This is a genomic window from Mesorhizobium koreense, from assembly GCF_031656215.1.
Classification (GTDB): Bacteria; Pseudomonadota; Alphaproteobacteria; order Rhizobiales; family Rhizobiaceae; genus Mesorhizobium_L; species Mesorhizobium_L koreense.
In genome coordinates this window covers 3,890,552-3,904,522 of record NZ_CP134228.1, presented here as the reverse complement: position 1 = coordinate 3,904,522, position 13,971 = coordinate 3,890,552, and the positions used below count along the sequence as shown (strand labels likewise).

15 protein-coding genes are annotated in these 13,971 nt (G+C 62.9%); 12 read left to right on the top strand and 3 right to left on the bottom strand.

The features are described 5' to 3' along the window. Window positions 1-37: 37 nt before the first annotated feature. Both RBH77_RS18660 and RBH77_RS18655 read right to left on the bottom strand, forming a co-directional pair. Window positions 38-1,324 (bottom strand): dihydroorotase, encoded by a 1,287-nt coding sequence (locus RBH77_RS18660; protein WP_311029075.1) that lies wholly within the window; start codon window positions 1,322-1,324, stop codon window positions 38-40. Continuing rightward, window positions 1,321-2,280: an aspartate carbamoyltransferase catalytic subunit gene (locus RBH77_RS18655; protein WP_311029073.1), complete on the bottom strand. Its 960-nt coding sequence runs from the start codon at window positions 2,278-2,280 to the stop codon at window positions 1,321-1,323. Before RBH77_RS18655 ends, RBH77_RS18660 begins: the two co-directional genes overlap by 4 nt. Window positions 2,281-2,495: 215 nt before the next feature. Between RBH77_RS18655 and glpX the strand changes: the two genes are divergently transcribed. From glpX to RBH77_RS18610, 9 genes are all read left to right on the top strand, one after another. Next, window positions 2,496-3,476 carry a class II fructose-bisphosphatase gene (glpX, locus tag RBH77_RS18650; RefSeq protein ID WP_311029072.1) on the top strand — a complete coding sequence of 327 codons (981 nt, stop codon included), beginning with the start codon at window positions 2,496-2,498 and terminating at the stop codon, window positions 3,474-3,476. 32 nt (window positions 3,477-3,508) lie between these two features. Then, window positions 3,509-5,296 carry a single-stranded-DNA-specific exonuclease RecJ gene (gene recJ / locus RBH77_RS18645; RefSeq protein ID WP_311029071.1) on the top strand — a complete coding sequence of 596 codons (1,788 nt, stop codon included), beginning with the start codon at window positions 3,509-3,511 and terminating at the stop codon, window positions 5,294-5,296. Between the two features lie 196 nt (window positions 5,297-5,492). Next, window positions 5,493-6,665 (top strand): 4-hydroxybenzoate 3-monooxygenase, encoded by a 1,173-nt coding sequence (pobA, locus tag RBH77_RS18640; protein ID WP_311029070.1) that lies wholly within the window; start codon window positions 5,493-5,495, stop codon window positions 6,663-6,665. Between the two features lie 12 nt (window positions 6,666-6,677). Beyond that, window positions 6,678-7,085: a 4-carboxymuconolactone decarboxylase gene (gene pcaC / locus RBH77_RS18635; RefSeq protein ID WP_311029069.1), complete on the top strand. Its 408-nt coding sequence runs from the start codon at window positions 6,678-6,680 to the stop codon at window positions 7,083-7,085. Between the two features lie 4 nt (window positions 7,086-7,089). After that, the gene (gene pcaH, locus RBH77_RS18630) at window positions 7,090-7,830 is read left to right on the top strand and encodes a protocatechuate 3,4-dioxygenase subunit beta (RefSeq protein ID WP_311032608.1); all 741 of its coding nucleotides are present in this window, start codon (window positions 7,090-7,092) and stop codon (window positions 7,828-7,830) included. Between the two features lie 67 nt (window positions 7,831-7,897). Then, the gene (gene relB / locus RBH77_RS18625) at window positions 7,898-8,125 is read left to right on the top strand and encodes a type II toxin-antitoxin system RelB family antitoxin (RefSeq protein WP_311029068.1); all 228 of its coding nucleotides are present in this window, start codon (window positions 7,898-7,900) and stop codon (window positions 8,123-8,125) included. Continuing rightward, complete coding sequence (locus tag RBH77_RS18620; protein WP_311029067.1) at window positions 8,109-8,375, top strand: type II toxin-antitoxin system RelE family toxin; 267 nt, start codon at window positions 8,109-8,111, stop codon at window positions 8,373-8,375. The genes relB and RBH77_RS18620 overlap by 17 nt, the downstream gene beginning before the upstream one ends. Before the next feature lie 11 nt (window positions 8,376-8,386). Continuing rightward, window positions 8,387-9,001, top strand: a complete 615-nt coding sequence (gene pcaG, locus RBH77_RS18615) for a protocatechuate 3,4-dioxygenase subunit alpha (RefSeq protein WP_311029066.1) — start codon at window positions 8,387-8,389, stop codon at window positions 8,999-9,001. A gap of 157 nt (window positions 9,002-9,158) precedes the next feature. Beyond that, window positions 9,159-10,220, top strand: coding sequence for a 3-carboxy-cis,cis-muconate cycloisomerase (locus tag RBH77_RS18610; protein ID WP_311029065.1), 1,062 nt, complete (start codon window positions 9,159-9,161; stop codon window positions 10,218-10,220). A gap of 38 nt (window positions 10,221-10,258) precedes the next feature. Here RBH77_RS18610 and RBH77_RS18605 read toward each other — a convergent pair whose 3' ends face one another. After that, window positions 10,259-11,482, bottom strand: a complete 1,224-nt coding sequence (locus RBH77_RS18605) for a cytochrome P450 (protein WP_311029064.1) — start codon at window positions 11,480-11,482, stop codon at window positions 10,259-10,261. A 99-nt stretch (window positions 11,483-11,581) separates the two neighbouring features. On the opposite strand from RBH77_RS18605, the gene paaI reads away from it, so the two are divergent. The 3 genes from paaI to RBH77_RS18590 are packed head-to-tail and all read left to right on the top strand — an operon-like array spanning window position 11,582 to window position 13,966. Then, window positions 11,582-12,022 carry a hydroxyphenylacetyl-CoA thioesterase PaaI gene (paaI, locus tag RBH77_RS18600; RefSeq protein ID WP_311029063.1) on the top strand — a complete coding sequence of 147 codons (441 nt, stop codon included), beginning with the start codon at window positions 11,582-11,584 and terminating at the stop codon, window positions 12,020-12,022. A gap of 37 nt (window positions 12,023-12,059) precedes the next feature. Next, window positions 12,060-13,370 carry a phenylacetate--CoA ligase PaaK gene (gene paaK / locus RBH77_RS18595; RefSeq protein ID WP_311029062.1) on the top strand — a complete coding sequence of 437 codons (1,311 nt, stop codon included), beginning with the start codon at window positions 12,060-12,062 and terminating at the stop codon, window positions 13,368-13,370. Next, window positions 13,370-13,966, top strand: a complete 597-nt coding sequence (locus RBH77_RS18590) for a TetR/AcrR family transcriptional regulator (RefSeq protein ID WP_311029061.1) — start codon at window positions 13,370-13,372, stop codon at window positions 13,964-13,966. The genes paaK and RBH77_RS18590 overlap by 1 nt, the downstream gene beginning before the upstream one ends. Window positions 13,967-13,971 lie beyond the last annotated feature (5 nt).

Genomic DNA, 13,971 nt, shown 5'->3' with positions numbered 1-13,971 from the left:
CCCCTCCCGAGCCCAGTGTCGGACAGTACGTCAAACGCTAGGCAGTGAACACTGTGCGGCCTGCAACCATGGTTTGCAAGACCTTGCCTTGCAGCCGTGCGCCCTCGAAACAGGTGTTCTTGGAGCGCGATCTTATATCCGCTTCGCGCACGATCCATGGTTCGTCGAGGTCGACCAGCGCGAGATCGGCCGTCGCGCCGGGTTTCAGCGTACCACCTTCAAGCCCGAACAGTTTCGCGGGTCCGGTGGACAGCGCCTCGACCAGCCGGAGGAGAGGCACCTCTTCATTGTGGTGAAGCCTGAGTGCCGCGCCGAGCAGTGTCTCCAGCCCGATCGCGCCGGCTTCCGCGTCGGCGAAGGGCAGTCGCTTGGTGTCGACGTCCTGCGGGTCGTGCGAGGAAACGATGATGTCGATCGTGCCGTCGCGCAATGCCTCGATCATCGCCTGGCGGTCGTCCTCCGCGCGCAGCGGCGGCGACAGGCGGAAGAAGGTGCGGTATTCGCCGACATCGTTCTCGTTCAGCGCCAGATTGTGGATCGACACGCCGGCGGAAACATTGGCGCTTTCCTGCTTGGCGCGCGCGATCGCCTCGGCCGCCATCGCGGTCGAGATTTTGGCGGCATGGTAGGCGCCGCCGGTCAGCCGCGCGAGCCTGAGGTCGCGTTCGAGCGGGATCGCTTCCGCCTCGCGCGGGATGCCGGGCAGGCCGAGCCAGCTTGCATAGAGCCCCTCGTTCATGACCCCGGCCGCAGCGAGGTCGGCATCCTGCGTCTCATGCACGATCGTGGCGCCGAAATCGCGCGCATAGGTGAGCGCACGGCGCATGACGGCACTCGATGCGATCGTGTGGCGGCCGTCCGTGAAGAACGCGGCGCCCGCTTCGCGCAGCAGGCCGAATTCGGTCATCTCGCGGCCTTGCAGTCCACGCGTGATCGCCGCCGCCGGCAGCACATTGACGACGGCTGTGTCGCGCGCGGTACGGAGCACGAATTCCACCAGTGCCACGTCGTCTATCACCGGGTTCGTGTCCGGCATCATCACCAGCGAGGTGACACCGCCGGCGGCTGCCGCATGGCTTGCCGAGGCGATGGTCTCGCGATGTTCCGCGCCCGGCTCGCCGATGAAGACGCGCGCGTCGATCAGGCCGGGGATTACCGCCTTGCCCGCGCAATCGATCACTTTCGCGCCGTCCGGCGTGCCCTGGTTCAACGCACTCGCACCGGCCGCCGCGATCTTTTTCCCTTCGATGACTACGGAACCGCGTTCGTCCACCCCGCGCGAGGGATCGATGACGCGGGCGTTATGGAAGACAGTGGTGCTCACGCCGCGCGTCCTTCGGCGTTGCGGCGCGGGTCGAGCAGGGCCTCCATCACGGCCATGCGCACCGCGACGCCCATCTCCACCTGTTCCTGGATGACGCTTTGCGATCCGTCGGCGATTGCGGAAGCGATTTCCACGCCCCGGTTCATCGGGCCGGGATGCATGACGAGCGCGCCTTCCGCCGCCGTCGCAAGCTTTGCTGCATCAAGGCCGAAATAACGGAAATATTCGCGTGTCGAGGGCACGAAGGCGCCGGCCATGCGCTCGCGCTGCAGGCGCAGCATCATCACCACGTCGACGCCCTTCAGCCCTTCCTCCATGGAATGGAATACCCTGACGCCCATCTGCTCGATGCCGGCAGGCAGCAGCGTCGAGGGCGCGACGACGCGCACGCTCGCGCCAAGCGCATTCAGGAGAAGGATGTTGGAACGCGCCACTCGGCTGTGCAGGATATCGCCGCAAATGGCGACGGTGAGGCGATTGAGCGGCCCTTTGGCACGGCGGATGGTGAGCGCGTCGAGCAATGCCTGTGTCGGGTGCTCATGCGTGCCGTCGCCGGCGTTGACGACCGAGCAACCTACCTTCTGGGCCAGAAGCGCCGCCGCGCCGGCCGACTGGTGACGGATGATGAGGATATCAGGCCGCATCGCATTCAGCGTCATCGCCGTGTCGATCAGCGTCTCTCCCTTCTTCACCGAAGAGGAGGCGACGGCCATGTTCATCACGTCGGCGCCGAGCCGCTTGCCCGCGAGTTCGAAGGAGGACTGCGTCCTCGTCGATGCCTCGTAGAAGAGATTGATCTGCGTGCGCCCGCGCAGCGTGGCCGTCTTCTTCTCCGGCTGGCGCGAGATGGCGATCGCCGCTTCGGCGCGTTCGAGCAGGAGCTCGATATCCGTCGGCGACAGCATCTGTATGCCGAGCAGGTGGCGGTGCGGAAAAAGGGGAAGAGCCTCTGGCATTAAAGCCGCGCTATAGGCTACGGGCGGCAGCAGGGCAAGCGCCCTGTTGTGAGCTAATGCCGCTTGTCCAACGGAACCGCGCCGGGAAAACTCGCCTGGCGAGGGAAGCGCCCCATATTGGCCCCATAACGCCCCGAAGTCGCTATCTCTCTTGCGGTTGTCATGCCGCTTTGACAATAAGGGGCAGCGTTGCCAACCGTTCACAGGGATTATCCATGGCGCATCACGACATCGTTGCCGGTCTCGACCGTATCCTCACCCTCGAACTCGTCCGCGTGGTCGAGCGCGCTGCGGTAGCGGCCGCCCGGCTGAGAGGGCGCGGCGACGAGAAGGCGGCCGATCAGGTGGCGGTGGACGCGATGCGCGCCGAACTCAACCGCTTACCGATCCGCGGCACCGTCGTCATCGGCGAGGGCGAGCGCGACGAGGCACCGATGCTCTATATCGGCGAGGAAGTCGGCACTGGCGAAGGCCCCGAAGTCGATATCGCGCTCGATCCGCTGGAAGGCACGACGATCTGCGCCAAGAACCTGCCCAACGCGCTTGCCGTCATCTCGATCGCGGAGAAGGGGACACTGCTCTATGCCCCGGATGTGTACATGCAGAAGATCGCCATCGGCCCCGGCTATCCGAAGGGGCTCGTAGACATCGACGCATCGGCGAAGGACAACATCGCCAATCTCGCCAAGGCCAAAGGCGTGCCTGTCGAGGAGGTGACTGCCTGTATCCTCGACCGGCCTCGCCACGCCAAGCTGATCGAAGAGGTGCGCTCCACCGGTGTCGCGATCCGTCTGATCGGTGACGGCGACGTGGCCGGCGTTATCCACACCACCGACCCGGACGAAACAGGCATCGACATCTATCTTGGCACCGGCGGAGCGCCTGAAGGCGTGCTGGCGGCTTCGGCCCTGCGCTGCATAGGCGGGCAGATGCAGGGACGGCTCTTGCTCGACACGCCCGAGAAAGTCGCTCGTGCCGCGAAGATGGGCGTTTCCGATCCGAACAAGGTCTATACGATGAATGAGATGGCGCGGGGTGAGACGCTGTTCGCGGCGACGGGCGTCACCGACGGCAACATGCTTTCCGGCGTTCGCTTCGGTCGTCACGACATCCAGACGCATACGATCGTCATGCGTTCATCCTCGGGGACCGTGCGCGAGATCAAAGCCCGTCACCAGGACATGGATAAGTTTTAGGATCGCGCCCTTCCGGCTATTCTGGAAGCGTGATGGCGGAGGAAAAGCGGTTCTTTCTGGACGTGCGGCGCTCGGCGAACGGCGTTGCCTGGGTGCACCGGCTCGATCGACGCCAGGAGAACACCGCGCTGGCGATCGCGCAGGCCGACGGCATTCCCGACCTCGTGGCGCGCGTCTTGGCCGGCAGGGGAGTCGGCGCGGATGAGGCGGCGCGCTTCCTCGATCCGACGATCCGCGATCTCCTGCCGGATCCCGCTTCGCTGAGCGGCATGGATGCCGCGGCAGAGCGGCTCGCTCGCGCTATCGGCCGCGGCGAGCGCGTTGCCATCTTCGGTGATTACGATGTCGACGGAGCAGCTTCCTCGGCGTTGATGAAGCGGTTTCTCAGCCATTATGGCGTCGAATCGGAGATCTATATCCCCGACCGTATCTTCGAAGGCTATGGCCCCAATCCCGACGCGATGCGGGAACTTGTCGCGCGCGGTGCTTCGCTGATCGTTACGGTCGATTGCGGGACGAACAGCGGGCCATCTGTCGCCGCGGCCAACGAGGCCGGCGCCGAAGTGGTGGTGATCGACCATCACCAGGTCGGCGGGCCCCTTCCAGACGCCGTTGCCGTGGTCAATCCCAACCGCGAGGACGATCTGTCGGGGCAGGGATATCTCTGCGCGGCGGGCGTCGTGTTCCTTGTCATCGTCCAGACCATGAAGCTATTGCGCGAGGCGGGCCATCCACTGCCGCCTCCGGATTTGCTCGGCTTGCTCGATCTCGTGGCGCTTGCGACGGTCTGCGATGTCGTGCCGCTCACCGGCGTCAACCGCGCATTCGTGGTCAAGGGGCTGGCCGTAGCGCGGCGCCTCGGCAATCCTGGCCTCGCCGCGCTGGCGCGTGTAGCCCGCATCGGCGAGCCGCTCGGACCCTTCCATTTCTCGTTCCTGATCGGTCCGCGCATCAATGCCGGTGGGCGCATCGGCGATGCCGCGCTCGGCTCGCGCCTGCTCGCAACCGATGATCCGGTGGAGGCCGCTGCGATAGCCGAGACGCTTGACCGGCTGAACCAGGAGCGGCAGGCGATGGAGCATGCCATGCTGGAACAGGCGCGCGCCGAGGCCGACGCGGAACTCGCGCGCGGCGCTGGGCCGGCAATCCTCGTCACCGGCAGCGATGATTGGCATCCGGGCGTCGTCGGCCTGCTCGCCTCGCGGCTGAAGGATCACGCGCGCCGGCCGGTCTTCGCCATCGCCTTTGGCGTCGACGGCATCGGTACGGGCTCGGGCCGTTCCATCGTCGGCTTCGATCTCGGCCGGCTGGTGCGCGAGGCGGCCGAAAAGGGATTCATCGTCAAGGGCGGCGGCCATGCCATGGCGGCCGGCATCACTATCGAGCGGACGCGGCTCGGCGATCTGCGTGCCTTCTTCGAGGAGCGGGCGGGGGAAGAAGTCTTTCGGTTGAACAGCGAGGAGACGCTGAAGGTTGACGCTGCGCTGTCGGCGGAAGGAGCGACGGTCGAACTTCTCGATACGCTGGAACATGCCGGGCCTTACGGCGCCGGCCATCCTGCGCCGATCCTCGTCCTGCCGCGCCACCGCATCATCGATATCCGCATTGTCGGCAACGGCCATATGCGCGTCGCCTTCCGTTCGGAAATGGGCGGCAGCCTGCAAGGCATGGCCTTTCGTGCGGAGAACACGGCTCTTGGTGCATTCCTCGTCGCGGGCCGGGGGCAAACGGTGCACGTCGCCGGCACGCTCTCCTCGAATTTCTGGAATGGCCGCCGCAGCGCCCAATTCCGGATCGTCGACGCGGCGGCGGTGACGTGAACTCGGTCGGTTGGCCGCCGGCTGTCGATCCAATCGCCTCTAGCATATCCCGCCATAGAAGCGGTAAGTGGGATTCGGGTGCTGCTCATGGGCGGGCGATCCGTCTATGGTTGTGTAATCCAGTTTATGCAGCCGTTGTACATTGCCGATCGCGCGTCGATCACGAGCATGCAGCCGGGATCGAGGGGAGATTTAATTGCGGTCACAGGTTCTAATCATCGGTTCGGGACCGGCCGGCCTGCTGCTCGGGCAATTGCTCACCAATGCCGGCATCGACAATGTCATTCTGGAACGGTCGACCAAGGAGCACGTCCTGTCGCGCGTGCGTGCCGGCGTGCTGGAGGAGGGGACGGCGGCCATGCTGGAGGAGGCTGGCGCCGGCCAGCGGATGCGGCGCGAAGGCCTGCCGCATGATGGTTTCGACGTCGCCTTCGACGGCAAGCATCACCGTATCGATCTTTTTGGCCTGACGAATGGCAAGCGCGTGATGGTCTACGGCCAGACCGAACTGACGCACGACCTGATGGATGCTCGGGAGAGAGCCGGTGCGGCGTCGATCTACGAGGCGGCGGAGGTCACGCCGCACGACTTCGATCGCGATACGCCCTATGTGACATATAAGAAAGACGGCACAACGCACAGAATCGACTGCGATTTCATCGCCGGCTGCGACGGCTATCACGGAGTGAGCCGGCGCTCCGTGCCGGAAAGCGCCCTCCGCTTGTTCGAGCGGACCTATCCCTTCGGCTGGCTCGGCATTCTCGCCGACGTGCCGCCCGTCAGCCATGAACTCATCTATTGCAACCACAAGCGCGGCTTCGCGCTCTGTTCGATGCGCTCGATGACGCGCAGCCGCTACTACGTTCAGTGCTCGCTCGACGATCATGTGGAGGACTGGCCGGACGACCGCTTCTGGGACGAGATTCGCCGGCGGCTGCCGGAGGACGTGGCCGGGCGCATGACGCTCGGCAGATCCTTCGAGAAATCGATCGCGCCGCTCCGCTCTTTCGTTGCCGAGCCGATGCGCTTCGGCCGCCTTTTCCTCGCCGGCGACGCCGCGCATATCGTGCCGCCGACTGGCGCCAAGGGCCTCAACCTTGCCTGCGGCGACGTGCGTTATCTCTTTGATGGGCTTCGGGAATATTATGCCGGAAAGTCGGCTGCAGGCATCGACGCCTATTCGCAAAAGGCACTGGCGCGCGTATGGAAAGCGGAGCGCTTCTCATGGTGGATGACGACGACGCTGCATCTGTTTCCCGAGACAGGCACCTTCGGGCAGCGTATCCAGGAAGCGGAACTCGATTATCTGGTCCATTCGCGCGCCGCCTCGACGGCGCTGGCGGAGAATTATGTGGGACTGCCGTTCTGAGGGAAGAGGAAGATGACCGAAAAAGGCGATACAACCAGGGATTGGTACGGCGAGGGTATGGCAACACGGCGATCCGTACTCGGCGCTGCCTATGTCGACCGGACTCAGGACACCAAGACCGAATTCGATGCGCCGTTCCAGCAGTTGATCACGGAATCGGCCTGGGGCCATGTCTGGTCGCGGCCGAATATCACGAAGCGCGAGCGCTCTATGATCACGCTGGCACTGCTCGCCGCCCTCGGACAATGGGACGAGCTTGCGTTGCACACCCGCGCCACCGCCAATACGGGGGCGAGTGCGGAAGACATACGCGAAGCGATGCTGCATGTCGGGATTTATGCGGGCGTTCCCGCCGCCAACCACGCGATGAAGATCGTCAAACAGACGCTCGCCGAAATGAAGGCTTCGGAAGGAAAGTAAATTGATATCGAACCGGAAACCCGAAACGGGATCGTTTTTCCAGCGCGACCGCCTCTGGCATCCGCCGGCTTATGCGCCGGGCTACAAGACGACGGTGCTGCGCTCGCCGAAATATGCCTATCTTTCGCTCGACAACACGATCAGCGAGATCACGGGACCGGTCTTCGGCCATTCCATCCTGGGCGAATTGGACAACGATCTGATCCATAATTTCGCCAAGCCGGGCGAAAGCGCCATCGGCGAGCGTATCATCGTCCACGGACACGTGCTCGATGAGCGTGGCATTGGTGTCGGCGGTGCCTTGGTGGAATTCTGGCAAGCGAACGCCGGCGGGCGTTACCGCCACCAGAAGGAAACCTATATGGCGCCGCTCGATCCGAATTTCGGCGGCTGCGGGCGGACCATTACCGACGAGAACGGCTATTATGCCTTTCGCACCGTCCGGCCCGGCGCCTATCCCTGGCCGAACGGCCCTAACGACTGGCGCCCAGCACACATCCATTTCTCGATTTTCGGGCACGGCTTCGCCCAGCGCCTCATCACCCAGATGTATTTCGAGGGCGATCCGATGATCCCAAATTGTCCGATCGTGCGCACCATCAACGACCCGAAGGCGATCGAAGCCTTGATTGCGCCGCTCGACATGGCGGCGACTATCCCGATGGATGCCCGCGCCTACAAGTTCGACATCGTGCTGCGTGGCCGGCGTTCCACCATGTTCGAGAACCGGAAGGAGGGGAATTGATTGGCAAGAGCGGCGAAAGTGAATACATTGGATACATGTATCGGATGCCATATCGCGGAGCTCGTGAATGCCTACGTCCATTCGTCTGAATCCTGAGATCGAGCGGCGTCTCGAGCAATTGGCGGCAAAGACAGGCCGAACAAAAGCTTATTACCTTCGAGAGCTCATCGAGCGCGGATTGGAAGACGTCGAAGACTATTATCTTGCCGAGGCAGCGCTGGAGCGATTGAGAAAGGGAGAGGAACAAATCCATTCCTCTGCCGAGGTGAGAAAAGAGCTTGGCTTGGACAATTGACTACCTGACCTCCGCCAAGCGGGAATTGCGGAAGCTGGACCGGCAAGTTGCGAGTCGGATTGTCGACTATATGGACGGTCGAATCGCAGCCATGGAAAATCCGAGAAGCTTGGGAGCCGCGCTTGTCGGTTCCAAAGACAGGCTATGGCGCTACAGGGTCGGAGACTATCGTATTGTCTGCGAGATCCATGATGCGCGGCTGATCGTCCTTGTAGTGCGGATTGGTCACCGCAGTGACATTTACCGATAAGGGAATTCGTGATGATTCAATCTCTCAACCGTCTCAGGGAAACGCCGTCTCAGACGGCCGGTCCCTACGTCCATATAGGCTGTGTGCCGAATTTCTCGGGCATCACCGGTGTCTTCCCAGAAGATCTCGGCAGCACCATGGTCAACGACAAGACCCGGGGCGAGCGCATCACCATCCGTGGCAATGTGATCGACGGTTCCGGTTCGCTGCTACGCGATGCGCTTCTCGAAATCTGGCAGGCGGATGCGGACGGGCTCTACAACAGCCCTTCGGAGATGCGCGGCGCGGCCGACCCGAATTTCACCGGTTGGGGCCGTAGCCCGACCGACATGCAGACCGGCGAGTATGTTTTCCACACGATCAAGCCTGGCAAGGTGCCGTTCCGCGACGGGCGACCGATGGCGCCTCACGTCACTTTCTGGATCGTCGCGCGCGGCATCAATCTTGGCCTGCAGACACGCATGTATTTCGGTGACGAGAAGGAAGCGAATGAGGCCGACCCGATCCTTTCGCGTATCGAGCATCGTGTGCGCGTGCCGACCCTGATTGCACCGCGCGATGGCGATACCTACACGTTCGATATCCGTCTGCAGGGGGACGGAGAGACGATCTTCTTCGATATTTAGCCTGTGGCTATAATATTGCGTCCTTCGAGGCTCGCTTTGCTCGCACCTCAGGATGAGGGAGGGGAACGCCGATCTTCCTCATCCTGAGGCGCCCGCGAAGCGGGCCTCGAAGGACGGCACTAGAGAGATGAGTCGAAATTTAAACGTCGGTTGTACGATGACGGTTTCCGCCTTCGATCATCCTTTCCTGTCCGGCCTGCTCGGCGACGAGGAAGTGGGAGCTTTTTTCTCGGCCGGGGCCGAGTTGAAGGCGCTGCTCGATTTCGAAGCGGCTCTTGCTGCGGCCGAGGCGGAGAAACGTGTTATCGCGGAGGCCGCCGGAAAGGCTGTCGCTGAAGCTATCGCAGGCTTCGCGCCGGATATCGGAAAGCTCTGCGAAGCAACCGCGCGCGACGGGGTTGTCGTGCCGGAACTTGTCCGACAATTGCGCGCTGCTGTCGGGAAGCCGCATGCGGAGTATGTGCATTTCGGCGCGACAAGCCAGGACGTGGTAGATACGGGCTTCGCGCTCAGGATCGGCAAGGTGCTCGATATCTTGCAGGATCGTATCGAGGCGCTCATCGAACGTCTCGGCGAACTCGACATGCGCGATGGCGCCGTCCCGGTCATGGCCCATACGCGCATGCAGGCGGCCATTGAGGTGCCGGCCTCGCGCAAGATATTGAGCTGGCGTGAGCCGCTTCTTCGCCATCGCGCAAGGCTGTCCGCGGTGCGCGAGGGAATCGCCGTACTGACCTTCGGTGGGGCGGCCGGTACGCTCGACAAGCTCGGTTCGGCCGGCGAGCAAGTAGCGGCGCGGATGGCGAAACGCCTCGGTCTCGGTCTCGTTCCGCGCGCCCGTCACTCCGAGCGCGATGGGCAGGCGGAGCTTGCCGGCTGGCTGTCGCTGGTCACCGGCAGCCTTGGCAAGATGGGCGCCGACATCGCGCTTGCTGCGCAAAGCGAAATCGGCGAGATACGGTTGAAGTCCGGTGGCGGCTCATCCGCAATGCCGCATAAGGTCAATCCCGTCGGCGCAGAGGTGCTGGTCTCGCTGGCGCGCTTCAATGCGACGCTCGTCTCAGGCATGCATCAGGCGCTGGTGCATGAAAACGAGCGTTCCGGCACTACGTGGACACTCGAATGGATGCTCCTGCCGCAGATGGCGGTGGCGACTGGAGCCGCGCTCAGGGCGGCGAACGAATTGACAGCCAATATCGAATTCACGAAGGACGGTTGAGCGCTGCTACAGCCTATTAGGACTGCTCCGCAATGCCCTCATCCGATTCTTGCCGGAAACTTTGAGAAGCCTCTGAACCGTACGCGCCCCGTTCGCCGCGCTTCGCCGTTCAGCTTGTAACCCGGAAAGCGTTTCAGAAAGCGCGAGACGGCGATACGGCCTTCCATCTTGGCAAGCGAAAAGCCGACGCACAGATGCGGACCGCCGGCAAAGGCGAGGTGCTTGTTGGGCTTGCGCGACAGGTCGAGCCGATCGGGTTCGGGAAACTGGCATGGGTCGCGGTTGGCCGCGCCGATGGCGAGATGGATGCGGGTGCCAGCCGGCAGCGTCTCGCCATGGAATTCCACCGGTTCGACGGTGCGGCGATTGCCGAGTTGGTTCGGGCTCTGGAAGCGCAGGAATTCATCCACCGCCGTCTGGATGAGATCGGGATCGGCCAGCAGGCGTTGCCGCTCGTCAGGCCATTGGAGCAGTTCGTAAAGCGCGTTACCGATCAGGTTCGTCGTCGTCTCGTGGCCGGCGTTCAGGATGAAGATGCAGTTCTGCAGCAATTCCTCATCGCTCAGTTGCTCGCCCTCGTTACCATTTATCAGGCGGGTCAATACGTCGGTCGCCGGATCGCCGGGCTTTTTCCGCCGCGCGTCTGCAAGTTTCTTCAGGAACGCCTTGAAATCGGTGACGGCGCGGTTGCCGCGCTCTTTCTGCTCAGGCAAAAGCACCGGCTCGAGGGCGCCGAGCACCGCCAGCGACCAGTCGCGCAGCGGCCCGCGCTCCTCATGCGGAATGTCGAAAAGATTGCCGATCACCTCGACAGGGATCGCCGAGGCGAAATCCTCGATCAGGTCGGCCTCGCCTTTGTCCGCGAGACCGTCCAGCAATCGATCGACCAGCGCGACGAGATCCGGCTCCATGGCGGCGATCGCCTTCGGCGTCATGGCGCCGACCATGATCTTGCGCACGCGCGTGTGCAGCGGCGGGTCGTTGAAGACGAGGCTCGTCGTATGATGCTCGTAAAGCGGGCTCGGGCCGAATTTCGGCAGGAACTCGACTTTCTTGTCTGAGGAGAAAACCTTGGTGTCGCGATAGACGTGATCGAGATCGGCGAAGCGGGACAGCATCACCGAACCGTCGGCGAAATGCTTCAGCGGCGCGTATTCGAGGAGTGCACGATAGACTGGAAACGGATCCTCGGCGAAACCTTCCGGCAGAGCGGTCAGCTCGAAATCTTCGGCAAGGCTCCTGTCGGCCAATGATCGCTCCATCCTGCGCGGCTGGTCTCCCCGTATTGCTGCCGCGGAAGTATTATTGACCGCACGGTCGGGCTATGCAAGGCTTCGAGGAAGTTACGTTTGGGAGGAGTGATGGCGCTGTCGGCTCAGCAGGTGGCGGAACGGAGCGCGGAAGCCATGTGGGCGCGTGACAGCGCCTCTAAATGGCTCGGCATGACGCTCGAAACGGTTGGGCCAGGCACGGCGACAGGCTCGATGACGGTCGAGAAGCATCACACCAACGGCCACGATATCTGCCATGGCGGCTACATCTTCACGCTTGCGGATTCCGCCTTCGCCTTTGCCTGCAATTCCTACAACCGTCTGGTCGTCGCCCAACACAATTCCATCACTTTCGTCGCGCCCGGGAAACTGGGCGACAGGCTGACGGCAATCTGCCGGGAAGTCGCCCGCTACGGCCGCTCCGGCATCTACGACGTGAAGGTGACGAACCAGGAAGGCGTGCTTATCGCCGAATTTCGCGGCATGTCGCGGACGATCGAAGGCAAACATTTCGACGGCGAACAGCTTTAGCCGTTAGGCACCTGTGTCGGGGCGAGGGAGGTATGAGATGAAGGATTTGACCCCGAGGAAAGAGGATCTCGATCCGATCGAGATCGCCTCGCGCGACGAGATCGAAGCGCTGCAACTCCTCAGGCTTAAATGGTCGCTGAAGCATGCCTATGAGAATGTGCCGCACTACAAGAAGGCGTTCGACGCGAAGGGCGTGCATCCCTACGATTTGAAGCAGCTTTCTGACCTTCGGAACTTCCCCTTCACGGCGAAGCAGGATCTCCGCGACAATTACCCGTTCGGCATGTTCGCGGTGCCGCGCGAGAAGGTGCTGCGCATCCACGCCTCTTCCGGTACGACCGGCAAGCCGACCGTCGTCGGCTACACCGAAAACGACCTGCATGTCTGGGCCGATTGCATGGCCCGCTCGCTCAGGGCATCGGGAACGCGGCCGGGCGATGTCGTCCACGTCGCCTATGGCTATGGCCTCTTCACCGGTGGCCTCGGCGCGCATTACGGTGCCGAGAGGCTCGGCTGCACCGTGGTCCCGGCGTCGGGCGGCATGACGACGCGGCAGGTGACGCTGATCGAGGATTTCAAGGCGACCACCATCATGGTGACGCCGTCCTATATGCTTTCTATCCTCGACGAATATCGTGCGCAGGGGCTCGACCCGAGAAAGAGCCCGCTCGAGGTCGGCATCTTCGGAGCGGAGCCATGGACCAACGCCATGCGTGCCGAGATCGAGGAGGCGTTCGACATGCATGCCGTCGACATCTATGGCCTGTCGGAGGTGATCGGGCCGGGCGTCGCCAATGAATGCGTGGAGACCAAGGACGGCCTGCATGTCTGGGAGGACCATTTCTATCCTGAAATCATAAACCCGGAGACCGGCGAGCCGGTCGCGGACGGTGAGAAGGGCGAACTCGTCTTCACCTCGCTCACCAAGGAAGCCTTCCCGATCGTCCGCTATCGAACGCGCGACCTGACAAGGCTTCTGCCCGGCACCGCTCGCTCCATGCGGCGCATGGAGAAGATCACCGGCCGTTCCGACGACATGATGATCCTGCGCGGCGTCAACGTCTTCCCGACGCAGATCGAGGAGCAGATCCTGACGATCGACGGGCTGGCGCCGCATTTCCAGATCGAGCTTACCCGCGAGGGGCGCATGGACGAGATGATCGTCCATGTCGAGGTCGCTGCAGCCGATATAGCCGAGGAGCATCGTATCACCGCGTCGAATGCGCTGCGCGAGCGCATCAAGGCCGTCGTCGGAATCAATGTGCGCGTCGATGTGTTGCCCCCGGAAAGTGTCGCGCGCAGCCAGGGCAAGGCGGTCCGGATCGTGGACAAGCGGCCGAAGGCCTGATGCCCCGCACCCGCGCCAGGGACTATGACGACAAACGTGAGGCGATCCTGCACCGTGCCGCGATCGTCTTCGCGCGCGATGGGTATGACCGCGCTTCCATGGCCGGGCTGGCGGCCGAATGCGGCGTCTCCAAGGCGCTGCTCTATCACTACTACGCCTCCAAGGAGGCATTGCTTTTCGGCATCCTTTCCGACCATTTGCAGGCGCTGGTTGATGTGGTCGAAGCGGCCGACAATCTCAGCCTTGAACCCGAAGATCGATTGGTCCGTCTGGTGTCGGCGTTGCTGGACGCCTATCGCGACGCCGATGCCGAGCACAAGGTGCAGATCAACGCGCTCACTCTGTTGCCCCAAGCGGAGCAGGGGGAATTGAAGGCATTGGAACGGCGGCTGGTGGCCATTTTTGCTGAAGCGATCCGTGCCGTCGAGCCGTGTGTTTTCGAGAATGATCGCCTGTTGAAGCCGGTGACCATGAGTCTCTTCGGCATGCTGAACTGGTTCTATATGTGGTTTCGCGAAGGAGGAGCGATAAGCCGCTCGGAGTATGCCGCGCTGGCCACGAAGATGCTGATAAACGGGGTAAAGGGCTTGGCTTGAAGGAG